Raw genomic sequence first — 23,617 nt, 5'->3', positions numbered from 1 at the left:
ACGCCCCCGCGATGAGGACAAAAACAGCACAGATGTCGTGTCGATCTGTCGCGCCCCGAATTGGGACGCGCGTGTTAGCCTACTCGGCTCGCACAAAAAGACTGACCCTCAATGGAATGCAGCCAATGACCCGGACCTCCTCCACGCCTGCTGATGACCAGCACCTGCAACGCAACCTGACCAACCGCCACATCCAATTGATCGCCATCGGCGGCGCGATCGGCACCGGCCTGTTCATGGGCTCGGGCAAGACCATCAGCCTCGCCGGCCCGTCGATCATCTTTGTCTACATGATCATCGGCTTCATGCTGTTCTTCGTCATGCGGGCGATGGGCGAGCTGCTGCTGTCGAACCTCAACTACAAATCCTTCATCGACTTCTCGGCCGACCTGCTCGGGCCTTGGGCCGGCTACTTCACCGGCTGGACCTACTGGTTTTGCTGGGTGGTCACGGGTATCGCCGACGTCGTCGCCATCGCCGCCTATTCACAGTTCTGGTTTCCTGACCTGCCCCAGTGGATACCGGCGCTGACCTGCGTGGCGCTGCTGCTGTCGTTGAACCTGGTCACCGTGAAGATGTTCGGCGAGCTTGAGTTCTGGTTCGCCATGATCAAGATCGTCGCCATTCTCGGCCTGGTCGCCACTGGCCTGTACATGGTCATCACCGGCTTCGAATCGCCCAGCGGGCGCACCGCGCAACTGGCCAACCTATGGAACGACGGCGGGATGTTCCCGCATGGCCTGATGGGCTTCTTCGCCGGCTTCCAGATCGCCGTGTTCGCCTTCGTCGGCATCGAGCTGGTCGGCACCACTGCCGCCGAAGCCAAGGATCCGCAACGCACCCTGCCACGGGCGATCAACTCGATCCCGATTCGCATCATCGTGTTCTACGTGCTGGCGCTGATCGCGATCATGGCCGTCACGCCATGGCGCGACGTGGTGCCGGGCAAGAGCCCATTCGTTGAGTTGTTCGTGCTGGCTGGCCTACCGGCAGCGGCGAGCATCATCAACTTCGTAGTGCTGACCTCGGCGGCCTCTTCAGCCAACAGCGGCGTGTTCTCCACCAGCCGCATGCTGTTCGGCCTGGCCCAGGAAGGCGATGCGCCCCGCGCCTTCGAGAAGCTGTCGCGCCGCGCCGTTCCGGCCAACGGCCTGTACTTTTCGTGCACCTGCCTGCTGCTGGGCGCTGTGCTGATCTACCTGGTGCCGAATGTGGTCGAGGCGTTCACCCTGGTCACCACGGTGTCGGCGGTGCTGTTCATGTTCGTCTGGACGCTGATCCTGCTGTCGTACCTGAAGTACCGCAAAACCCGTGCGGCGCTGCACCAGGCATCGACCTACAAGATGCCGGGCGGTCGCTTCATGTGCTTCGTGTGCCTGGCGTTCTTCGCCTTCATCCTAGTGTTGCTGAGCCTGGAGGCGGACACCCGCTCGGCGCTGCTGGTGACGCCGATCTGGTTCGTGCTGCTGGCAGTCACTTATCAGGGTGTGCGCAGCAAACGCCATCCCCGCACCGCTGTGCGTAACGGCTGAATTCATCTGGGCTGCTTTGCAGCCCTTCGCAGCGCTCGCGCGGGCTGGTAAAGCGCCCGGCGGGCAAAGCGAAATCTTCATACCCGCCGCCCCCCGCCACATCAACTTTCAGCTTCTACTCAGGCGCCGACCTGATATTTTTGCCAGTTGTGCCCCCCCCCACCCTGCCCTCTAAATGTTCCCAGACCGCGACGTATCGCCATGGCGATCCTCATACGACAGGGAGCATGTCCGCATGACCGAACAATCCGCCAACACCTACGCCAAACTATTCCCCGAACAATTGGCCAACCCCTGCAGCCCCGATGCGCCTGAATCGAACAACGGCCCCATCGCTTACCTGCATGCGCTGTACCAGAAGGCCCAGGCGTTGGAAGAGGCCAGCACGGATACAACGCGCCTGACGCTCGCCATGCGGCGCCCGGACATCGGCAGGCTGCTGCTCGACCCCACTACCCTGGAACAACCCGTCAGCGCATTGACCCTGGCCATTCGCGCCCTCACACATCATGCCCAGGAACATGCCGGTGCAACAGCTTACTTGCCCGAGGTCCTGGCGGGCGCCGGCCTGCATGCATGCCTGCCGTTCAACTATGCCCACGAGCAAGCCAAGGCCGTGCTCTCGTACAAGAAGATCCCGCTCTTCGAACTGCTGCAAAAGACGCAGTACAGCTACCCCAGCTTCTGCTACGAGGGGTTGCGCAGCGATGAACTGCGCCAGGTCATGCGCAACGCCAGCGGTTTCAGCCCAGCCCTGCAAGCGCTGCTGCTGGACGAAAAACCCCTGCACCAGACTGGCAATGACTGGCGCAAGTGGTATGGCATGGCCGCTGTCGACGCCAAAGAGGCGATTGCTTCGTTGCTTGATGTCGAGACATTCGGGCGCCGCACCGGGCTGAGCTTCGAGCAAATACTGGAAATGCTGGCCGTGGAAGGCATTGATGACAATGCCACCGCCAGTTACAGCCTGGTGCGCGCGTCCAATGCCTACCGTCCCACCGGCGAGCCAAAACTGAAAAATTTCCATTACGGCGCGGCGTACATCAATGCGCGTCGAAATACGCCAGTGACGATCAAAGATGCCTTGGCCGGAGCGGGTATCAAACCGCAGTTTGACAAGCTCGATTACAATGCGTTGTCGCGCATGTACCAGATGATCCACCTGCAGCGGGCGCTGGCGCTGCCATTCCACGATGTCGACCTGCTGGTGACATCGATCCTGCGTGCCGAAGGGCAGTTCACGAGCTGGCACCTGTCACCCGCGAGCATTCGTGCGTTGGGGGTTTTCCGCTACCTGAACGAAGCTTACGGCATCAGCACCGAGCAGTTCGCCGCCCTGGTGTGTGAAGTCAACCCGTATGCCATTGGCGAGCAGGTGCCAATGCTCGACCGGGTACTCGATGGCCCCGGTGCCGGGCAGCTCGACCCGCTCAACCCCCTGATCATCGACGATCGCGCATTCGACCCCGCCGATGGCAAGGACGGCCAGTTCAAGGTCCTGCCCGCACTGGCCAAAGCCTTGGGCGTGAATGAGCAGGCGACACAGGTGTACCTGGCGCAGGTCAAGCAGGCACAAGGGCTGGAGACGCTCACGGTCTCGCTGTCGCTACTCTCTGCGCTGTATCGCCTCAGCCGGTTGCATCGCCTGTTCCAGCGATCCGCCCGCGAGGCGAACGCACTGGCTGCCCTGCTGGCGACGACGGGCACCGACGTGCTTGCCCAGTTGGCAGGTACGCCGCTGATCAGCGATACCACCGGTGCTTGCGATGTGCTCGACACCCTCGTCGCGTTGAGCAACCTTGACCAATGGCTGCGTCAACAGCAAATCCTGCCCAGCGTTTTGCTGGAAGTGTTGCAACCAGCGCCCACCACGGAGGTGATGCTGGGCAACGCGCTGCTGACTGCTCTTAAGGGGCAACGGGAATTTATCGAAGATGTTTTACAGCCCGAGGCCACTGAAAGCCAACAGCAAGACATGGCTGGCACCTTGTTGATGATCGTTTTTGGCAACCAGCGGGATCAGCCCGGCCTGAGCCTGCAGCATGTCCCGCCACTGCTGGGCTGGTCCGGTACCACTGCGGAAGCAGTGCTGAAAGCCGCCAACCTGGTCATCAGCCCAGGCGGCAAAACCGAGAGCGAGGCCAAATCCAAGGCCAATGCTGAAGCCCTGTCAGCCGCGCGCCAGCTATGGTTCAAACTCGCACGCCGCTGCGTGCTCGTTAAACTGCTGCGTGTGAGCCCAGGCGTGCTCCGGGCGCTGCGCGACAACCCCGAATGGTTCGACTTGGAAAATACGCCAGACGCAGCCATTAACCTCGACCTGTGCTATCAACTTAGCCGCTTCCGCGAGTGGGTCGAGGTGTGCAGGGCCAATGGCGCCGATGAGCGTGACGCCATCACCTATCTCTCCAACCACCGCCACGCGACCGAGCCAGAAAAGGTTGCCCACGCTGCCGAAGCTTTAGGCAGGTTGTTGGGTTGGGATGCAAGTGAAGTGGAAGCGGCCTGCCCATGCATCATGGCGATGGAGACGGTTGAGGAGAGCAAGCCGAGCTTTGACGACTTTCTGCAAACACTCTCAGAGGTGGAACGGGCTTCCTACGAAAGACACGGGATTGCGTCAGCTCTAAATCATTTTGTCGTTCGCTACGTTCGGGACAACTATGCCGATAAAGGGCTTCGAGGTTTTGTGGAGAAACTGATTGTATTCCTCGAACACAACCCAGGGCCACTACTGGTCACGCAGGCGCAATATGCCGCAGGGTACAAACCTGATGCGTGGAAAAAGCGTTGGGAATCTTATAAAACAACTGCAACCATGCATTATTACCCGATCGCCATGGAAACACTGGCTGAGCGGCCTGGGACGGTCAATCGCCTGGTTGGCACGCCTTGTGTGCCTAACACGATCAGCGATATCGACTCTATCCTGAGGCTGAAACGGCTAACCGAAAAAACCGGCCTGGCCTGCGGTTCGCTGCTGAGTCTCAGCGAACTCAACGAGCACTCGCCGTACCGCGAGTTCGAAGGTGCCAGCCAACTGCTGATGGCCAGCGCCGATGACGCACTACGGGAAGTGGTCGACAAGCAGATGCGCGGACACTGGCGCGACGCACTGGCCGGCTACCTGATCGGGCACTGGGCACCGCCTGAACCGGAGACAAAACCCAGGGTGGCCTCCTTCGACGACCTGTCGACCTACTGTTTGAGCGATATCCAGGTCAGCGGCGAGGTGACTACCACAACCCTCAACCAGGCCATCGGCAGCCTGCAGCATTACCTTTCGCGGTTGTTTGCCCGGCTTGAGCCGGGGTACGGCGACAGCGGCCCCTCCGGCGAGGCTCAGGCCGCCTGGCAAAACGGGCTGGGGCAATACGGTACCTGGAAACGCCTGATCGACCGCGACAACCACCCTGCCAACCTCATCTACTATGCCAACCGGCCGAACAAGAGCGTGGCGTTCCAGGAACTGGAAGTGGCCCTCAACCAGGGCAAGATGGATACCTCGCTGCTGCACACGGCCATCTGCAGCTACCTGGCCAAGTTCGAGCGGGTCAGCAACCTGCAAGTGATCAGCGGTTACCTGGATGGGCATGACCCCAAACAGGACACCTATCACCTGATCGCCAAGACCAATACCACACCGCATGAGTACTACTGGCGCACACTTGATATCAGCCTGCGTGACGATCAGAACCGGCTCAGCCCGCTGGCGTGGAGCGAGTGGGAGAAAATCGACCTGGCGGCCACGGGCGAGATTGCCCAAAGCACATTCGACGGCAAGCTTCACGACGCCGTCCGCCCGGTGGTGATTGCCGGCCGCCGTTATGTGTTCTGGGTGGAACGTGGCAGCACCGACCTACCGGATGGCACAGCACCCAATAAGACCTTGCTTAATACGCGCAAGCTGTCGGTGAACTTCGCATTCCAACAGAGCGATGGCAGTTGGAGTACCCTGAATGAACTGTTCTGCCTGGATGGTTACAAAGACGGCGTCTGGAATACGGCCTATGCAAAAGACTTCAATTTCAAGCCCGCCTTGATAGTAGTGGTCCAGGAAACCGAGACAAAAGAGCTGTGGCTGACGGCGCTGCTATATGACACTGCCAGCAAAATCATCAAAGACAGCAAAAAAGAAGATCTTACCCGAAACATCGACTACTACATTGAATCACGAGATCTTCTTCTGCTAGAGAACAAAAATACAAATGATGACCTCGCCAAGACCATCACTAAATCGCTACTTTTCTCTTACCCGAACAATAAAACAATCCAGCACCCATACGACGGCACCCCGACAAAACTAAAACAGATCAACTATAAAAGCGGTGTAATTACGGCAAAATTCTCTTCACCTGCAAAGAGCAGTATAAATGTTGATATAATCGGCATACCAGACGACTTCCTCCCACCAAAATCAGGACCTAGCGCTTCTATCCGCAATATAAAATAGAACTTTTCAAAGATAACAAGCTTACCGAGACCAGAAACCACTCCGGCAAATACGAAGGCTTAGATATTAGGCTCCACACCTCACTCACAGTAAGCAGTGATGACTGCAATGAATTCAAAATATCAATTACCCCCCGATATCGTCCCGACGATAAGGAAGACATTGAATATTTCGAAACTTACGCTAAGCGCGTTAAAAAACACGTTACTTACAGAATAATAGACTACACTCAAGGCGACGAAAGCTGGCATATTTCTATCATTTCCAACGAACAACAAGCACAGTATCTCGACTTCAGCAGTGCCACTGCGCTCGAGCCTGCCTTGCCGTGGGACATGATACGCCTTAATACACTCTTCGGTAAAAACCTGGTCGCACGGGCCAGTCAGGGGGTCGAGCAGGTACTGGCCTGGAACACCCAAGAGCTGAAAGAACCAGGGCTTGGGACATCGACCACGCTTGTCGATATGGACTTCCACGGCGCCAACGCACTTTATTTGCGTGAGCTGTTCCTGCATGTGCCCGCCCTGGTGGCTATGCGCCTAACCGAGCAACAGCAGTTCGAAGAAGCCGAAGACTGGTACCTGCGTTACCTGTTCAACCCTTACCGTACCACACCCGACGCGGAAGGCCGGCCGGCCCCTTGGGGTACCCGCCCGCTGGCCCAGGTGGGGACCCTGAGCTCCACCCTGCGCAAGGACGTCGACCCCGTTAGCCGGGTGTTCACCCTGTCGCGCCACTACCGGCAGGCAATCTACCTGGCGTTGCTGGAGAACTGGCAGTTGCAGGGCGACCACTTCTACCGCCAGCTCACCCTCAGCGCGCTGAACCAGGCCTGGCTGTGCTACCAGCAGGCGCAGCAGTTGCTCGGCCCGCTCCCCGAGGGCAGCAATGCGTCGCGCTGGAAGGCGGTGACCTTGGCGTCGGTCGACGAGGGCGGGTTCCGCCGCCCACTCAATGACCGCGTGCTCGGCCTGCACCAGACCCTGAAAAGCCGCCTGTACAATCTGCGCCATGGGCTTACCCTCGATGGCAAACAGCTGCCTGCGCTGGACTGGAACAGCGAAAGCCTGGACGCCTTCGACAATGGGCGAGGCGGCGTGAGTAACTTGCCGATTCCCTACCGCAGTGGCCTCGATATCATTCCGCACTACCGCTTCCGCCAGTTGCTGCCCCTCGCCAAGGCAGCGGCCCAGCAGTTGTCAGACTTCGGCCGACACTACATGAGTTTGATGGAGGAGGAGTTCAACACCAGCTTGGCGGTGCAGTTGAAAGCTCAGGATATCAAGATGTCCGACTTTGCAATTCGCCTGCAGAAGGAGGCCATTAGCGGCATTGAAGCCAAGAAAAAGGTACTGCTGCTCAGCCGCGAGAAAGCGGTCGCGCAGCAAGTTCATCTTAGCGAGCTTATCGACGTCGGTCGATCGCCGGAAGAAGAGGCGGCCACCGCGCTTACCTGGATCAGTAATGCTTCAATGTTGATGAGTATTCCCTTCGAAATGTTAGCAAGCACCGTAGATGCGGCATTTCCTACCATTTACGGCTTTTCAGTCGGTGGCAACAGCCCGGAAGCACCCATGGTCGCGACAGCTAAATGCTTACATATCGCAGGTGATGTTTCAAAAATGCTTGCCGATGAGCTCACAACCCAAGCGGGCTACAACCGCCGCGCAGCGGAATGGGTATTTGATAAAAGCCAGGTCGAATGGGACCTGAAAATCCTCGACCAGCAAATCAAAGAAACCAACATCGAGTTCAACGCCAGCACCATCACCCTTGCCCAGTGCCAACAGGAGCTGGTCAACCTGAAGGAAGCCTACGTGTCCATGACCACCGGCTTCACCATCATCCCCGTCTATAACTGGCTGGTGGCGCGCCAGGAGCATCTCTACGGCGCGGCCTACGACGCTGTACGCTCGCTGTGCATGGGGGTAGAGGCTGCCTGGCGCTACGAGATCGGTGACTACCGGCGTGAAAGCTTCATTGATACCACCGCCTGGCGTGACAACTACAAAGGCATGCTGGTGGGCGAATCGCTGCTGGTGAACCTGCAGCAAATGGAAAATGAGTACCTGGCCCGAAACGAGCGACGGTTGACGATCAAGAAGTCATTCAGCCTCAAGAAAAAACTGGACAGCCTCGCAACCAGGGACGAAGAAAAGTGGGCCGGCATTTTCAAAATGGATGCCGAGCGCACTGAGCCGCTGATCCACACGTTCGAGTTCACGGCAGAAGACTTCGACAAGAGCTTCCCAGGTCAATACCTGCGTCAGCTCAAGTATGTGTCCGTCACACTCGTACTCAAAGCGGACAATCCGGTGGAAGAGCTGTGCGCACTCCTCAAGCAGACAGGCAGTACAACGCTGCTTGAGCCCGACACCGCTGCGGCCTTCTCGTTCTACCCCGAGAGTGAAAACAACGCCAAGGCAAAAGCGGCGCGCGAGAACCTCTGTCTAGTGCTGCGCAACCCCCGCGAAAACCAGCAGATCGCGTTGTCGTCGACCGTGGCCGAAGATGGGCTGGGGTACGATGCCGGTACCTGGGTCTACGAGCTGATGTTCCACGATGGCCGTTATCTGCCCTTTGAGGGGACCGGCGCCATCTCGCAATGGACACTTGAGCTGCTGGGCGACGAGGGCCTGCTCAAGGACCTCTCGGTCATCGAGGATATTCGCTTCAATATGGTGTACACCGCCAAGGCCGGGGATGAAACCTTCATCAAAGAACTTGGCAAGGCCAGGAGCGAGGCCAAGAAAAAGACAGCCCCGGCCAGCGATAGTTAAACCTTCTGTTCTCTAACGGCCCTTGCGACCCTTCGCCGGCGTGTGCCGCGAAGGGTCGTACAGCGGCCTCAACGTATCAGCCCTGCTCCAGCCCTTCGAGCACCGCCTCGGCCAGCACCATGCCTTTCTCCAGCGCGTTTGCTGTCGCTACCAGCAAGTTGCGCACATCAAGTAGCACCTCTGGGTCAAAAGTGTTCATCCCGCCAGGCCCCAATCCTGTGCACGCCAGGCTGGCAAGCACCATCCTGGCCCCGCCCTGCGCCCTGATTGGTCGCACAACCGCTCTATCGAGCACCTTTTGTCGCTCGGCACAGCCTTTGCACTCTCCGCCTGGCCAACACCAAAACCATCTCATCGGAGAGAGCACATGAAGCGTCGCAGTCTGATCAAGGCCTTTACCCTCAGCGCATCGATTGCGGCGATGGGTCTTAGCTGGAGCATCCAGGCCGCCGAGACCATCAAGGTCGGCATCCTGCATTCGCTGTCCGGGACCATGGCGATTTCCGAGACCTCGCTCAAGGACATGGCCCTGATGACCATCGAGCAGATCAACGCCAAGGGCGGGGTCAATGGCAAGCTGCTCGAACCGGTGGTGGTCGACCCGGCGTCCAACTGGCCGCTGTTCGCCGAGAAGAGCCGCCAGCTGCTGACCCAGGACAAGGTGGCGGTGGTGTTCGGCTGCTGGACCTCGGTGTCGCGCAAGTCGGTGCTGCCGGTGTTCGAAGAACTCAATGGCCTATTGTTCTACCCGGTGCAATATGAAGGCGAAGAGATGTCGCCGAACGTGTTCTACACCGGCGCCGCGCCCAACCAGCAGGCGATCCCGGCGGTCGAGTACCTGATGAGCGAAGACGGTGGCAGCGCCCAGCGCTTCTTCCTGTTGGGCACCGACTACGTCTATCCGCGCACCACCAACAAGATCCTGCGCGCCTTCCTGCACAGCAAAGGCGTGGCCGACAAGGACATCGAAGAGGTCTACACGCCGTTCGGCCACAGCGACTACCAGACCATCGTCGCCAACATCAAGAAGTTCTCCGCAGGCGGCAAGACGGCGGTGATCTCCACCGTCAACGGCGACTCCAACGTGCCGTTCTACAAAGAGCTGGCCAACCAGGGCCTGAAGGCGACCGACGTGCCGGTGGTGGCGTTCTCGGTCGGCGAAGAAGAACTGCGCGGCATCGACACCAAGCCATTGGTGGGGCATCTGGCGGCGTGGAACTACTTCGAGTCGGTGGATAACCCGGTCAACCAGCAGTTCGTCGCCGACTGGAAGGCCTATGCCAAGGCCAAGAACCTGCCAGGCGCTGACAAAGCCGTGACCAACGACCCGATGGAAGCCACCTACGTCGGTATCCATATGTGGGCGCAGGCGGCCGAGAAGGCCAAATCGACCGATGTCGACAAAGTGCGCGAGGCGCTGGCCGGGCAGAGCTTCAAGGCACCGTCCGGTTTCACTTTGACCATGGACAAGACCAACCACCACCTGCACAAGCCAGTGATGATCGGCGAGATCCAGGATGACGGTCAGTTCAGCGTGGTCTGGGAAACCGAGCAGCCACTGCGGGCGCAGCCTTGGAGCCCGTTCATTCCGGGGAATGACAAGCGGCCTGATTACGCCGTGAAAGGTAACTGATTGGCTGTGGCCGCTACGCGGCCATTCGCGGGCAAGCCCGCTCCCACAGGTAACGAGCACGTTTCGAAAACCTGTGCAATCTCCGTGGGAGCGGGCTTGCCCCGCGATGAATACACCACCCTTTTCCAGGGATACCCCATGTATCGACTTCTGCTCGCCCTGCTCCTGCTGCTGCCCCTGGCAACCCAGGCCAGCGAAGGCGAATTCTTCCTCAGCGCCAAACCCGCTGAGCAGGCGCGCCTGCTCCAGGACTGGGCGGCGCAGCCAGACCCCACTCGGCTGGCCCTGCTCAGCTCGCTCAAGCAAGGCCGCATCGCGCCCGACGACACCCGCAAAGTGCGCCTGAACAACCGTCTGCGCGGGCTGATCGACAACGCCTTGGCCAGCCACCAACTGTTCAGCGACGATGCCAGCGTGCGCCTGGCCGCTGCCAGCGAACTGCAACGCAGCGCCCAACCCGCGCAAATGGCCTTTCTCGACCGACGCTTCGCCAGCGAACAGGACGCCGCCGTGCACGCCGCCCTCGGCCTGGCCCTGGCCAACCTGCAACTGGGCGCCAGCGAACCGGCCGTACGCCTGGCGGCCGTGCGCTTGCTCGGTGAAACCGGCGCCCCCTTGGCCCGCACGCGCCTGGAGGCGCTGCTGCAGCCTGGCGCCGAAAACGATGCAGCCGTACGCACCGCGGCTGAAACCAGCCTGGCCCAGGTCAAACGCAAGTTGCTGATCGGCGAGCTGCTCGGCCAGGCCTTCAGCGGCCTGTCGCTGGGTTCGATCCTGTTGCTCGCGGCACTGGGCCTGGCCATCACCTTCGGCCTGCTCGGGGTGATCAACATGGCCCATGGCGAGATGCTCATGCTCGGCGCCTACAGCACCTACATGGTCCAGGTGCTGCTGCAGCGCTACATGCCCGGCGCCATCGAGTTCTACCCGCTGATCGCCCTGCCTGTGGCCTTCGCCGTCAGTGCCGGGGTCGGCATGGCGCTGGAGCGCACGGTGATCCGCCATCTGTATGGCCGGCCGCTGGAAACCCTGCTAGCGACCTGGGGCATCAGCTTGATCCTGATCCAGGCGATCCGCCTGCTGTTCGGTGCGCAGAACGTCGAAGTGGCCAACCCGGCCTGGCTATCGGGCGGCATCCAGGTGCTGCCCAACCTGGTCTTGCCGTACAACCGCCTGGTGATCATTGGCTTCGCTTTGGCTGTGGTGCTGCTGACCTGGCTGCTGCTCAATCGCACCCGTCTGGGCCTTAACGTGCGTGCGGTGACCCAAAACCGCAACATGGCCGCCTGCTGCGGCGTCGCCACGGGCCGGGTAGACATGCTTGCCTTCGGCCTCGGCTCGGGGATCGCAGGCCTTGGCGGGGTGGCCCTGAGCCAGGTCGGCAACGTCGGCCCGGATCTTGGCCAGAGCTACATCATCGACTCGTTCCTGGTGGTGGTGCTCGGCGGTGTCGGCCAACTCGCAGGTAGCCTGTGGGCCGCGTTCGGCTTGGGCATCGCCAACAAATTGCTGGAGCCGCAGATAGGTGCGGTGCTGGGCAAAATCCTCATCCTTGCGCTGATCATCCTGTTCATCCAGAAGCGTCCGCAAGGCCTGTTCGCCCTCAAGGGACGGGTAATCGACTGATGAACCAGCCACTGCTTGTCACCGCCACGCAAAAGGCCGGGCCGCGCTTGTCGCTGGCTATCGGCATCGCCGTCGTCCTGCTGTTGCTGGCCCTGCCGCTGCTGTCGCTGCTGCCGGCAGATCACCCGCTGCAAGTATCGGCCTATACCCTGACGCTAGTTGGCAAGATCCTCTGCTACGCCATCGTCGCCCTGGCCCTGGACCTGGTCTGGGGCTACGCCGGGCTGTTGTCGCTCGGCCACGGGCTGTTCTTCGCCCTGGGCGGCTACGCCATGGGCATGTACCTGATGCGCCAGGCCGCAGGCGATGGCCTGCCGGGCTTCATGACCTTCCTGTCGTGGACCGAGCTGCCCTGGTACTGGGCCGGTACTCAGCATTTTGCCTGGGCCTTGTGCCTGGTGGTGCTGGCGCCCGGCCTGCTGGCGTTGGTGTTCGGCTTCTTCGCCTTCCGTTCGCGAATCAAGGGCGTGTACTTCTCGATCATGACCCAGGCGCTGACGTTCGCCGGCATGCTGCTGTTCTTCCGTAACGAGACCGGCTTTGGCGGCAACAACGGCTTTACCAGCTTTCGCACCATCCTGGGCTTCGACATCGCCGCGCAAGGCACCCGGGCGGTGTTGTTCCTGCTCACGGTCGGCTTGTTGCTGGCGAGCTTGTTCCTGTGCTGGCGGCTGACCGTGAGCAAGTTTGGCCGGCTGCTCACCGCGCTGCGTGATGCGGAAAACCGGCTGATGTTCTGCGGCTACGACCCGCGCGGCTTCAAGCTGCTGGTGTGGGTGCTCAGCGCCGTGCTGTGTGGCCTGGCCGGGGCGCTGTACGTGCCGCAGGTGGGCATCATCAACCCCAGCGAGATGTCGCCGACCAACTCCATCGAAGCCGCGGTGTGGGTCGCGTTGGGCGGGCGTGGCACGCTGATCGGGCCGCTACTCGGCGCCGGTCTGGTCAATGGCATGAAGAGTTGGTTCACCGTGGCCTTCCCGGAGTTTTGGCTGTTCTTCCTCGGTGCGCTGTTCATTGTCGTCACCCTGTACCTGCCCAAGGGTGTGGTCGGCCTGTTGAAGAAAAGGAGCCAGCCATGAGAGGCGTACCCCCGGTACACCCCGAGTTCATGCTCGAGCCAGTGTTCGACCAGTTGGGTGCTGGCCGCGATGCCATCGGCCTCGGCCAGCGCCGCGGCAAAGGCCTGGACGTACGCCACGGCACTGTGTTGAGCCTGGAAGACATCAGCGTCAGTTTCGATGGTTTCAAGGCGCTCAATGCACTGAACCTGTACATCGGGGTCGGCGAGCTGCGCTGCATCATCGGCCCTAACGGCGCCGGCAAGACCACCCTGATGGACGTGATTACCGGCAAGACCCGGCCGGATACCGGCACGGCGTTCTTCGGCGACACCCTCGATCTGACCCGCATGAGCGAGTACCAGATTGCCCAGGCCGGGATCGGCCGCAAGTTCCAGAAACCCACCGTGTTCGAAGCGCTGACCGTGTACGAAAATCTCGAGCTGGCGCTGAAAACCGACAAGTCAGTGTGGGCCAGCCTGGCTGCGCGGCTGTCGGGCGAGCAGCGAGAGCGTATCGACGAGGTGCTCAGCACCGTGCGCCTGCTGCCGTTGGCTGCGCGCCAGGCCGGACTGTTGTCGCATGGGCAGAAGCAGTTTCTCGAGATCGGCATGCTGCTGGTGCAGGAGCCGCAGCTGTTGCTGCTCGACGAACCGGTGGCGGGCATGACCGACGCCGAGACCGAATTCACTGCCGAGCTGTTCAAAGGCCTGGCAGGCAAGCATTCGCTGATGGTGGTGGAGCATGACATGGGCTTTGTCGGCAGCATTGCCGACCATGTGACTGTGCTGCACCAGGGCAGTGTGCTGGCCGAAGGATCGCTGGAGCAGGTGCAGGCAGATGAGCGGGTGATCGAGGTTTATCTAGGCCGCTGAAGCCGTTCATTTTCATTACGTGGGAGCGGGCTTGCCCCGCGATGGCGGTAGTGGATTCACCGTCGCTATCGCGGGGCAAGCCCGCTCCCACGGACATCAAGGGACTACTCATGCTGAAAATCGACACCCTGCACCAGTACTACGGCGGCAGCCACATTCTGCGCGGCCTGTCGTTCGAGGCCAAGATCGGTGAAGTCACCTGCCTGCTCGGGCGCAACGGGGTGGGCAAGACCACCCTGCTGCGCTGCCTGATGGGCCTGGTCCCGGCACGCGAAGGCAGCGTGCACTGGGAAAACAAAACCATCACCAACCTCAAGCCGCAACAACGGGTCCACGCCGGCATCGCCTATGTGCCCCAGGGCCGCGAGATATTCCCGCGCCTGAGCGTCGAGGAAAACCTGCTGATGGGCCTGTCGCGCTTCCCGGCGCGCGAAGCCCGCGAGGTACCGGCGTTCATCTACGAGCTGTTCCCGGTGCTGGAGCAGATGAAGCAACGCCGCGGCGGCGACCTCTCCGGTGGACAGCAGCAACAGTTGGCCATCGGCCGCGCCCTGGCCAGCCGTCCGCGGCTGCTGATCCTCGACGAACCGACCGAGGGCATCCAGCCCTCGGTGATCAAGGAGATTGGCGCGGTGATCCGCACGCTGGCCGACCGCGGTGACATGGCTATCTTGCTGGTCGAGCAGTTCTACGATTTTGCCGCCGAGCTTGCCGACCACTACCTGGTCATGGCCCGTGGCGAGATCATCCAGCAGGGGCGTGGTGAAAACATGCAGGCCGAAGGTGTACGCGGGCTGGTAACCATTTAATCTGCATCCATTCCCCCTGCGAGACGCTTGTCATGAGTTACGAGATCCGCGATGCCCTGCCAGGCGATGTGCCGGGCATCCTCGACATCTACAACGATGCCGTGCGCAACACCACGGCGATATGGAATGAAACCCCGGTCGACCTGGCTAACCGCCAAGCCTGGTTTGCGGCGCGGGCGCAGCAGGCTTATCCGATCCTGGTGGCGGTGGATGCCAGTGGCGTGCTGGGTTATGCCTCGTTTGGCGACTGGCGGCCGTTCGAAGGGTTTCGCTACACCGTCGAGCATTCGGTATACGTGCGCGATGACCAGCGCGGCAAGGGCCTGGGCCCGGTGCTGATGCAGGCACTGCTGGAACGGGCACGGGCGTGTGGCAAGCATGTGATGGTGGCCGCGATCGAGAGTGGCAATGCGGCGTCGGTGCGCCTGCATGAGCGGCTGGGGTTCGTGATCACCGGGCAGATGCCGCAGGTGGGGGTAAAGTTTGGCCGCTGGCTGGATTTGACCTTCATGCAACTGGTGCTAAATCCGGGTGCCGATCCAACCTGAGTTCCGTGTTGGATTCTTCGCGGGCAAGCCCGCTCCCACAGAGGCCGCACAACATTCGAGGCCTGTGCAGCACCTGTGGGAGCGGGCTTGCCCGCGAAGAGGCCGGTACAGGCGACATCACATCTCCCACAGAGGCCGCACAACACTCATGGCCTGTGCAGCACCTGTGGGAGCGGGCTTGCCCGCGAAGAGGCCGGTACAGGCGACATCACATCTCCCACAGAGGCCGCACAACACTCGAGGCCTGTGCAGCACCTGTGGGAGCGGGCTTGCCCGCGAAGAGGCCGGTACAGGCGACATCACATCTGGATGAATCTACCCAACCGCTGCCGGAGCATGCTGTTCTCACTGCGCAGATGCTGCACTTCTTCAAGCAGTTCCAGCGCCAGCGCTACCCCTTCCCACTCCAGCTCAAGCTGATCATGCAGCTTCACCGCACGCTTGACCGTCACCGGCGCGCGGTCGTCGAACAGCCAGTCTTCAGGCGTTCGCCCTGAAGGTTCAACAATCCCATGTTCGACGATTTCGATCACACAGTCGGCCGAAAGGTTGGCTTCCTGACAGAGGGTACGCATGTCCAGTTGAACGATCAGGGTGCTGCTCATGATCAACTACTCCATTGTGTCCTCGGATTGAACGCGGCTTTCTCGGAGAGCTTGCTCCACAATTCGCGGGTCTCGGCATCCGACTGGGTCGGCATGACCACCTTGAGCTGGGCGTACAAGTCACCACGCTCGCCGTGCTTGGTCGCCAGGCCCCGGCCCTTGATCCGCAGGCGCTGGCCGCTCTGGCTGTCGGGGCGGATGGTCAGGTTGATCTTGCCGCTCAGGGTCGGCACTTCAACCTTGGTACCCAGCGCAGCCTCCCACGGCGCCAGCGGCACGGTGATGATCAGGTCATGACCTTCGACATCGAACAGCGGGTGCGGTGCCATGCGAATGGTCAGGAACAAGTCGCCATTGGCGCCGCCGCCGACACCGGGCGCGCCTTGGCCTTTGAGGCGGATACGCTCGCCGTCGGCAACGCCGGCTGGAATCTTGACGTTGAGGGTCTTGGTGGTGAACCCGGTACGCTGGCCGGCGCCATTGGTCTGCGGGACCTGGAAGCTGATCTGCTTGGACTCGTTGTTCAGCGTCTCTTCAAGAAAGACTGCCAGTTCCAGTTCCACGTCCTGCCCTCGCCTGCCCGCGCTACGTTGTTGTTGCTGCTGGCCACGACCGAACGGGCTGCCGCCACGGGCGCCGAAGATCGAGCTGAAGAAATCCGAGAAATCGCCGCCTTCGAAGCCACCGCCAGCCCCCGCGCCTCCCCGGCTCTGCCAGCCAGGGGGTGCCTGGAAAGGCCGGCCATGCTGGCCGCCATACTTGCGGATCTCGTCGAATTCGGCGCGTTTCTGCGCGTCGCCGAGCACTTCGTAGGCCTCGTTGGCCTCTTTGAACTTGTCCTCGGCGTCGCGCTCCTTGCTGACATCGGGGTGATACTTGCGCGCCAGCTTGCGGTACGCGGCCTTGATCGCCTTGTCGTCCGCAGTGGGCTCTACGCCGAGTATCTTGTAATAGTCTTTGAAGTCCATCTATGGATCACCAATGAGAAATTGCACGTTGCTTCTGAAGATAGGGGTCAAGCATAGCCTTTCAAGGGCCGCTTGGGGTTGCTCGAGAGCAGACGACTGGTCTTGATTCTGCTGGCCACTGGCATAAACTGCGCGGCCGTTTTGCCTCCGGAAGCTATTTTTCATGTCCGACGTATCCCCGGCCCGCGCCCTGGGCATCGACTTTGGTACCTCCAACTCCACGGTCGGCTGGCACCGCCCGGGTGCCGAATCGCTGATCGCCCTGGAAGAAGGCAAGATCACCTTGCCCTCGGTGGTCTTCTTCAATATCGAGGAGCGTCGCCCGGTATACGGCCGCCTGGCCCTGCACGAATACCTGGAAGGCTACGAAGGGCGCTTGATGCGCTCGCTCAAGAGCCTGCTCGGCTCCAAGCTGATCAAGCACGATACCAGCGTGCTCGGCACCGCGCTGCCGTTCAAGGACCTGCTGGGGATGTTCATCGGCGAGCTGAAAAAGCGTGCCGAGGCCGCTGCCGGCCGTGAGTTCGAGCAGGTGGTACTGGGCCGTCCGGTGTTCTTCGTCGATGAAGACCCGGCTGCCGACCAGGAGGCCGAGGACACCCTGGCCGACGTCGCGCGCAAGATCGGCTTCAAGGACGTGTCGTTCCAATACGAGCCAATCGCTGCGGCCTTCGACTATGAGTCGGGCATCGACCGCGAAGAGCTGGTGCTGATCGTCGACATCGGCGGGGGTACTTCCGACTTCTCGCTGATCCGCCTGTCGCCGGAACGTCATCTGCTGGATGAGCGCCAGAGCGACATCCTCGCCACTGGCGGTGTGCACATCGGCGGGACCGACTTCGACAAACAGCTGAGCCTGCAGGGCGTGATGCCGCTGTTCGGGTATGGCAGCCGGATGAAGAGCGGCGCCCTGATGCCGACCAGCTATCACCTGAACCTGGCGACCTGGCACACCATCAACTCGGTGTATTCGCAGAAATCGCAGCTGGCGTTGGGCAGCATGCGCTATGACATCGAAGACGCGCTGGGTATCGACCGCCTGTTCAAGGTCATCGAGCAGCGCGCCGGGCACTGGCTGGCCATGGAAGTGGAAGCCAGCAAGATCGAACTGACCGAGCAGCCGAGCCGGCGCATCGACATGCGGCGGATCGAGCCAGAGCTGGGCGTGGAGCTGACGCGGACGGTGTTCGAGGAGGCCATCGACGGTTTGCTGGAGCGGGTACGCGGCAGTGTCAGCGAGTTGCTGAACAAGGCCGGGGTCACTGAGAGCCAGGTGGATACGGTGTTCTTTACCGGTGGTTCGAGCGGGATTCCGGCGCTGCGTAACAGCGTGGCGGCGATGCTGCCCAATGCCCGGCATGTCGAAGGCAATATCTTTGGCAGCATTGGTAGTGGTCTGGCAATCGAGGCGCGCAAGCGCTACGGAACTGTCTGAGTCATTTCGCCAGTCTGTCCCGGCCTCTTCGCGGGCAAGCCCGCGAAGAGGCAGGTACTGACGAACTCAACCCTCAGACCAACTCAGCCCGGCGCAACTCACTCTTCAAATAGGCGTAGTAGATCGGCCCCGCCACCACCCCCGGCAAACCAAACGCCGCCTCGAACACCAGCATGGCCAAGAGCAATTCCCACGACTTGGCACTGATCTGCCCACCCACGATCCGCGCGTTGAGGAAATACTCGACCTTGTGGATCACGATCAGGTAACCCAACGCCGCCACTGCCACCCAGATCGACAGCGACAGGCCAACGATGGTGATCAGGGTGTTGGACATCAGGTTGCCGATCACCGGCAGCAACCCCAGCAGGAAGGTCAACACGATCAGGGTCTTGGTCAGCGGCAGGTGCACGCCGAACATCGGCAACACCACCGCCAGGAAGATCCCGGTGAAGAAGGTGTTGAGCAGGGAAATCTTGATCTGGGCGAAAACGATATTGCGAAACGCCTGGACCAACAGGCTCAGACGCTCGAACAGCGCGGCGGCCAGTGGTTTGCGCCGGGAAATGTCCGGGATACGCTGCAAGGCGACGATGGCGCCGAGAATCATGCCGATCAGCAAGGTGACGAACATGTGCGCCATGCCCTTGCCTACCAGTTGCAGCTCACCCAGATGGCTCTTGAGCCAGTCACCAATCGCCACTTTGAACTCGGCCGCACTGGCCGGCAGGTAGCCTTCGATGAACGGCGGCAGCTGGCCACGGGCGCGCTCAACCAGGCCCATGAACTTGTCCAACGACGCGCCAGGGTTCTCCGCTTCGTGCAGCAGGAAGCTGAAAGCGCCGGCAATCAACAGGGTCAGGGTAGTGACGACCAGGGTGCCGAGCAGCGCCACGGCCAGCCAGCGCGCACGCTGCCCGGCGATCAATGGCTGCAACCTGGGGGTAAGCATGTTGACCAGTTCGAAGACCAGCAGGCCGGCCAGCAGGCTCGGCAGCAACTTCAGCGGCAGCGCCAGCAGCAGGCCGGCAAACACGATGATCCAGCTGGCCAGGGTGACTTGGCGAGGGGTGAAAGTCATACAGCCTCAGGGGCAGACAGCGGAAAAGATCCGCAGTCTGCCAGCCTTCGCCCGGCAAACATAGGCGCAGGTCATTTCTTCTTCAGGCAGTCGCTCATGTAGGCCTTGCGCTCATCGCCCTTGAGCGCCTTTTCGGTCGCGGTGGCGTTGCAGCTCTTCATCTTTTCCTGCTGGGTGGCTTTCAGGCATTTGCTCATGAACGCCTTGCGCTCATCGCCCTTGAGGGTTTGCTCGGTAGCCTCGGCATTGCAGGTCTTCATTTTTTCCTGCTGGGCAGTGGCGGCGAATCCCTGTGCACTGATCAACACACCCAACACCAGCAACGGCACTTGCAGCATCTTCATGGAGTGGTCTCCTTGTCTCCGCGCCCGATGCACGGACATGCGCCTGAGTGTAGCCAACAATGGCCACCCCCTGCTCAGGCCGCGCGCGCCTGCCGGCGATACTGCTGCGGCGTGCAGTGCGCCTGGCGCTGGAACATGGCGATGAACGCCGAGGCGCTGCTGTAACCAAGATCGAAGGCGATCGACTGGATCGGCGTGCCGGCCTCCAGCGCCTCGATCGCGCGCAAGAAGCGCAAGCGCAGCCGCCACTCGCCAAAGCTCATGCCCAGCTCGCGCAGAAACTGCCGGGCCAGGGTTCGCTCGCTGACATGGATGCGCGCGGCCCAGTCGGCCAAGGGGCGGTTGTCGCCTGGCTCGGCGCTGAGGGCGTCGAGGATCTGGCTCAAGCCTTCGCTGCGGGCGAACGGCAGGTAGCAGGCCTGGATTGGCGACAGATGCAGCTGATCGAGTAGGACTTGGGTCAGGCGCAGGTCGCACTGATCCTGGGCGACCTTGAGGTCGCGACGGGCAAAATCGCTGAGGATCGCCTTGAGGATGTCGTTGATCACCAGGCTACAGGGCTGCTGCGGCAAGTCGTGGCACAGGTCGCGGTGCAGATAGACCGAGCGATAGACGATGGCCTGGGGGTTGTAACAACCATGCTCGCAGCCGGGCGGCACCCACACCGCCTGATGCGGCGGTGAGATGAAGCGCTGGCCGTCGACATCCAGGTGCATCACGCCGTGGGCGGCGTAGTTGAGCTGGCCCCAGGTGTGTCGATGGGGCGCGCTGATGGTGTCGGCGCCGAATTCGTCGTAGCGAAAGTAGACCGGGGCAGGGAGCTGGTCGAACTGGGGGATGTCGAGGTATTTGCCGGCCATTGTCTGGATCTAGGGGTGGGTTGTCTGGATACGAGTATAGGTCTGCATACAGACAGAAGGATAATGACCGTCATCGTGGGAGCGGGCTTGCCCCGCGATAGCGGCAGTGAACTCACCACCGCAGCCTGCTCCCACGCTCATCGTTAGCCAAAGAGCCCCCGCTACATGAACTACGCATTCCCCCTCATGGCCATCCTCATCTGGGCCGGCAACACAGTAGTCACCAAGCTCTCGGCCGGTGCCATCTTCCCGGCCGAAATCGGTTTCTACCGCTGGCTGCTGGCTGGCCTGCTGTTCACCCCGTTCCTGCTGCCCAAGGTCTGGCGCAATTGGCCGGCAATCCGCCCACACCTGGGCAAGATCTTCATCCTCGGCATCCTCGGCATGGCCCTCTACCAAAGCTTGGCCTACTTCGCCGCAGAGATCACCAGCGCGACCAACATGGGCATCATTCTCTCGCTGATGCCGTTGATGTCCCTGGCCCTGTCGATCGCCTGGCTCGGCCAGCGGCTGACCTTCGGCGCACTGCTGGGGGCGCTGGTGTCCTTCGTTGGGGTCCTGGAAGTGGTGTCGGCCGGCCACCCGCTGGGGTTGCTCGACCAGGGTTTGAATCGCGGCGACCTGTTGATGCTGGTGGCGACCTTCGCCTACGCCCTGTACAGCTTCCTGCTGAAGAAGTGGCAATTGCGCCTGCCGCCGTTGCAGTTGCTGTACCTGCAAGTGCTGGTGGCGATCATCGTACTGCTGCCGCTGTTCCTGCTGTCGGCGAAAACCGGGCTCAACCCACACAACCTCAGCCTGGTGCTGTACGCCTGCGTACTGGCCTCGATGATCGCCCCGCTACTGTGGATGCAGGCCGTGCATCGCCTGGGGCCAAGCCGCACGACCTTGTTCTTCAACCTGCTGCCGGTAGTGACGGCGCTGATCGCCGCCTGGGTGCTGGACGAACAGCTGGCCGCCTATCACCTGTATGGCGGCCTGCTGACCCTGGCCGGGGTACTGCTCGCCGAGCGTTGGACCACCCCCGTACGCCGCGCCGCTACAGCCCGGCAGCCTTGAGCCGAGCGGCGTGTTCGGTGAACAGTCGCACCGGCTCGGCGCCCTTGCCGACCGCGCCCAGTGACTGGTTGACGATGTCCAGGTGATCCAGCGGATAGTCATCGCCGATCACCTGGCCCAGGTGCGAGCTGTTGCGCCCGACCATGCCGTCACATTGGCCCTTCTCGCGCTCGAAGGTGCGGGCGAACAAGCGGCAGAAGCGGTTACTGCCATCGAAGCGATTGCGTCCTTGATCAGTGCGCCCTGGTTGCAGGGTGCCGGACCAGGAGTAGTAGCGCACGCCATTGACTTCATACGCGCCCTCGCCACCCCACACCTCTGGCAGGCCCTGTGGATAAGCCTGGTTGAAGCGAGCCACGCCATGGTGGGTCAGCGATTGATGCGAGGCGTGCACATCGATTGGCAGTGGATCGCGGCGCCAACCTGTCTCCAGCCACACCAGCAACACTGCCAAGCCATGTAGCAGAGCCTTGAGGATGCGTCCGTGGGGTGAGTCGCCAGGTGCCTTGTGATCGAGGTAATCGGCCAGCTCCGAGCCATGATTGGGGCCTGCCACCGAGGTCACCGAGGCCACTCGGTCTGGCCGCTTGGCTGCCGCATAGCGGGCGCTCAGCGCGCCCTGGCTGTGGCCGATCAAATTGACCCGCTCAGCCCCGGTGCGCTGGCAGATGTCCTCGATGATCGCCAGCAACTGCTCCCCGCGCACTTCGCTCGAATGCAGCGGCGACACCTGCACCGGGAACACCTGCGCGCCACCTTTACGCAACGCGGCGACGATGCCGAACCAATAGGGATAGAGCAGCAGCCGCACAAAGCCGAGCATTCCCGGCACCAGCACCAACGGGTAACGCGTGGCCAGATCCTGGTTCATCGCCCATCCCTCTCCATGGTCAGTCGGTCAACACTAGCGCCATGTCGATGAACATCGCAATCGAACTCCTGGCGCGTCGTGCGGTTCCAAACCAAACAGACCCTGAGCAAGGAGCGGGACCATGTACAAGCAGACCCTGGCAATCCTTCTGGCCAGCGCCACCCTGACCGCCTGCGGCAGCCGCCCAGAGAACCCGGTCGACTACGTCACCTATCGCGATGAACCATTGGTCAAGCAGGTCGAACACGGCATGACCATGCAGAAGGTGATTGCCATCGGCGGCAGCCCATCGAATGTCATCGACCTGCCCCATGGCGGCACCTGCAACGACTACATCCTCAACCGCGACGGCCACCAACAGCCCTACTACGTGCGCTTCGATGCCACTGGCCATGTCGACGCCAAGGGCTTCAAGACCTGCAAGCAACGAGAAGAGGACAAGGAAGCCGTGCCCGGCGCCTGAGCCCTCCTGACACCCTGACCACCCTGAATCTTCGGAGATAACCATGAGCAACGTTGAACTGACCGATGTGAAAACCCTGCGCGAGCGTGCCCGCCAGCATGTCGAGCAAGGGGCGGTGACCGAGGGCTACAGCGCTGATCGCGAGAAGATCCTGCGTGTGCTCAACGAGTCGCTGGCAACCGAGCTGGTATGTGTCCTGCGCTACAAGCGCCATTACTTCATGGCCAGTGGCATCAAGGCCAGTGTTGCTGCCGCGGAGTTTCTCGAGCACGCCAACCAAGAGTCGGAGCATGCCGACAAGCTGGCCGAGCGGATCGTCCAGCTGGGCGGCGAGCCGGACTTCAATCCGGATAACCTGAGCAAGAACTCCCATGCACAGTACGTGGCGGGTAACTCGCTCAAGGAAATGGTGCTGGAAGACCTGGTGGCTGAACGCATCGCGATCGATAGCTATCGCGAGATCATTCAGTTCATTGGTGAGAGTGACCCAACGACTCGGCGGATCTTCGAGGACATCCTGGCGCAGGAAGAAGAGCACGCCGATGACATGGCGGATCTGCTCCAAGGCCTTTGATTCAAACCCTTACGGGGGAGCGGGCTTGCCCCGCGATAGC

Annotated in this window: 20 protein-coding genes; 13 read left to right on the top strand and 7 right to left on the bottom strand. The window is 61.3% G+C overall.

From position 1 onward, the window contains the following. Positions 1-125 precede the first annotated feature (125 nt). The 3 genes from cycA to OIU19_RS14285 all read left to right on the top strand — a co-directional run bounded on the left by cycA (position 126) and on the right by OIU19_RS14285 (position 8,768). Positions 126-1,532, top strand: coding sequence for a D-serine/D-alanine/glycine transporter (cycA, locus tag OIU19_RS14295; RefSeq protein WP_264235535.1), 1,407 nt, complete (start codon positions 126-128; stop codon positions 1,530-1,532). 235 nt (positions 1,533-1,767) lie between these two features. Then, the gene (locus OIU19_RS14290; protein WP_372353314.1) at positions 1,768-5,985 is read left to right on the top strand and encodes a neuraminidase-like domain-containing protein; all 4,218 of its coding nucleotides are present in this window, start codon (positions 1,768-1,770) and stop codon (positions 5,983-5,985) included. A 323-nt stretch (positions 5,986-6,308) separates the two neighbouring features. Continuing rightward, positions 6,309-8,768 (top strand): hypothetical protein, encoded by a 2,460-nt coding sequence (locus OIU19_RS14285; protein ID WP_264235532.1) that lies wholly within the window; start codon positions 6,309-6,311, stop codon positions 8,766-8,768. 76 nt (positions 8,769-8,844) lie between these two features. Here OIU19_RS14285 and OIU19_RS14280 read toward each other — a convergent pair whose 3' ends face one another. Continuing rightward, entirely contained in the window at positions 8,845-8,967 is a 123-nt protein-coding gene (locus OIU19_RS14280; protein WP_264235531.1) for a hypothetical protein, read from the bottom strand. 168 nt (positions 8,968-9,135) lie between these two features. On the opposite strand from OIU19_RS14280, the gene urtA reads away from it, so the two are divergent. The 6 genes from urtA (at position 9,136) to OIU19_RS14250 (ending at position 15,317) form a co-directional block, all read left to right on the top strand. After that, positions 9,136-10,401 (top strand): urea ABC transporter substrate-binding protein, encoded by a 1,266-nt coding sequence (urtA, locus tag OIU19_RS14275; RefSeq protein ID WP_264235530.1) that lies wholly within the window; start codon positions 9,136-9,138, stop codon positions 10,399-10,401. Between the two features lie 138 nt (positions 10,402-10,539). Next, positions 10,540-12,027 carry an urea ABC transporter permease subunit UrtB gene (gene urtB, locus OIU19_RS14270; RefSeq protein WP_264235529.1) on the top strand — a complete coding sequence of 496 codons (1,488 nt, stop codon included), beginning with the start codon at positions 10,540-10,542 and terminating at the stop codon, positions 12,025-12,027. Then, the gene (urtC, locus tag OIU19_RS14265) at positions 12,027-13,106 is read left to right on the top strand and encodes an urea ABC transporter permease subunit UrtC (RefSeq protein WP_264235528.1); all 1,080 of its coding nucleotides are present in this window, start codon (positions 12,027-12,029) and stop codon (positions 13,104-13,106) included. Before urtB ends, urtC begins: the two co-directional genes overlap by 1 nt. After that, positions 13,103-13,960: an urea ABC transporter ATP-binding protein UrtD gene (gene urtD / locus OIU19_RS14260; protein ID WP_264235527.1), complete on the top strand. Its 858-nt coding sequence runs from the start codon at positions 13,103-13,105 to the stop codon at positions 13,958-13,960. Before urtC ends, urtD begins: the two co-directional genes overlap by 4 nt. A 110-nt stretch (positions 13,961-14,070) precedes the next feature. Further along, complete coding sequence (gene urtE, locus OIU19_RS14255) at positions 14,071-14,769, top strand: urea ABC transporter ATP-binding subunit UrtE (protein ID WP_264235526.1); 699 nt, start codon at positions 14,071-14,073, stop codon at positions 14,767-14,769. A gap of 32 nt (positions 14,770-14,801) precedes the next feature. Then, positions 14,802-15,317 carry a GNAT family N-acetyltransferase gene (locus OIU19_RS14250; RefSeq protein ID WP_264235524.1) on the top strand — a complete coding sequence of 172 codons (516 nt, stop codon included), beginning with the start codon at positions 14,802-14,804 and terminating at the stop codon, positions 15,315-15,317. Between the two features lie 299 nt (positions 15,318-15,616). On the opposite strand, the gene OIU19_RS14245 is transcribed toward OIU19_RS14250, so the two are convergent. Beyond that, positions 15,617-15,922, bottom strand: coding sequence for a chaperone modulator CbpM (locus OIU19_RS14245; RefSeq protein ID WP_264235523.1), 306 nt, complete (start codon positions 15,920-15,922; stop codon positions 15,617-15,619). Positions 15,923-15,924: 2 nt separating this feature from the next. Further along, on the bottom strand, positions 15,925-16,890 hold the full coding sequence (gene cbpA, locus OIU19_RS14240) for a curved DNA-binding protein (RefSeq protein ID WP_264235522.1): 966 nt from the start codon (positions 16,888-16,890) through the stop codon (positions 15,925-15,927). 163 nt (positions 16,891-17,053) lie between these two features. Here cbpA and OIU19_RS14235 point away from each other — a divergent pair, with 163 nt between their 5' ends. Next, positions 17,054-18,325 (top strand): Hsp70 family protein, encoded by a 1,272-nt coding sequence (locus OIU19_RS14235; protein WP_264235521.1) that lies wholly within the window; start codon positions 17,054-17,056, stop codon positions 18,323-18,325. A gap of 73 nt (positions 18,326-18,398) precedes the next feature. On the opposite strand, the gene OIU19_RS14230 is transcribed toward OIU19_RS14235, so the two are convergent. From OIU19_RS14230 to OIU19_RS14220, 3 genes are all read right to left on the bottom strand, one after another. Continuing rightward, entirely contained in the window at positions 18,399-19,406 is a 1,008-nt protein-coding gene (locus tag OIU19_RS14230) for an AI-2E family transporter (protein ID WP_264235520.1), read from the bottom strand. A gap of 71 nt (positions 19,407-19,477) precedes the next feature. Beyond that, complete coding sequence (locus OIU19_RS14225) at positions 19,478-19,750, bottom strand: PsiF family protein (RefSeq protein WP_186555568.1); 273 nt, start codon at positions 19,748-19,750, stop codon at positions 19,478-19,480. A gap of 74 nt (positions 19,751-19,824) precedes the next feature. After that, complete coding sequence (locus OIU19_RS14220; RefSeq protein ID WP_264235519.1) at positions 19,825-20,610, bottom strand: helix-turn-helix transcriptional regulator; 786 nt, start codon at positions 20,608-20,610, stop codon at positions 19,825-19,827. A 165-nt stretch (positions 20,611-20,775) separates the two neighbouring features. On the opposite strand from OIU19_RS14220, the gene OIU19_RS14215 reads away from it, so the two are divergent. After that, on the top strand, positions 20,776-21,669 hold the full coding sequence (locus OIU19_RS14215) for a DMT family transporter (RefSeq protein WP_186555570.1): 894 nt from the start codon (positions 20,776-20,778) through the stop codon (positions 21,667-21,669). Here OIU19_RS14215 and OIU19_RS14210 read toward each other — a convergent pair. Further along, positions 21,650-22,540: a triacylglycerol lipase gene (locus tag OIU19_RS14210; protein ID WP_264235518.1), complete on the bottom strand. Its 891-nt coding sequence runs from the start codon at positions 22,538-22,540 to the stop codon at positions 21,650-21,652. The genes OIU19_RS14215 and OIU19_RS14210 overlap by 20 nt on opposite strands. 121 nt (positions 22,541-22,661) lie before the next feature. Here OIU19_RS14210 and osmE point away from each other — a divergent pair, with 121 nt between their 5' ends. Continuing rightward, positions 22,662-23,003: an osmotically-inducible lipoprotein OsmE gene (osmE, locus tag OIU19_RS14205; protein ID WP_264235517.1), complete on the top strand. Its 342-nt coding sequence runs from the start codon at positions 22,662-22,664 to the stop codon at positions 23,001-23,003. 43 nt (positions 23,004-23,046) lie between these two features. After that, complete coding sequence (locus OIU19_RS14200; RefSeq protein ID WP_186555573.1) at positions 23,047-23,577, top strand: bacterioferritin; 531 nt, start codon at positions 23,047-23,049, stop codon at positions 23,575-23,577. Positions 23,578-23,617 lie beyond the last annotated feature (40 nt).

This window comes from Pseudomonas sp. BT-42-2 (genome assembly GCF_025847435.2).
Lineage (GTDB): Bacteria > Pseudomonadota > Gammaproteobacteria > Pseudomonadales > Pseudomonadaceae > Aquipseudomonas > Aquipseudomonas urmiensis.
The sequence above is the reverse complement of the archived record's forward strand: the minus strand, read 5'-3'. Positions and strand labels throughout refer to the sequence as shown.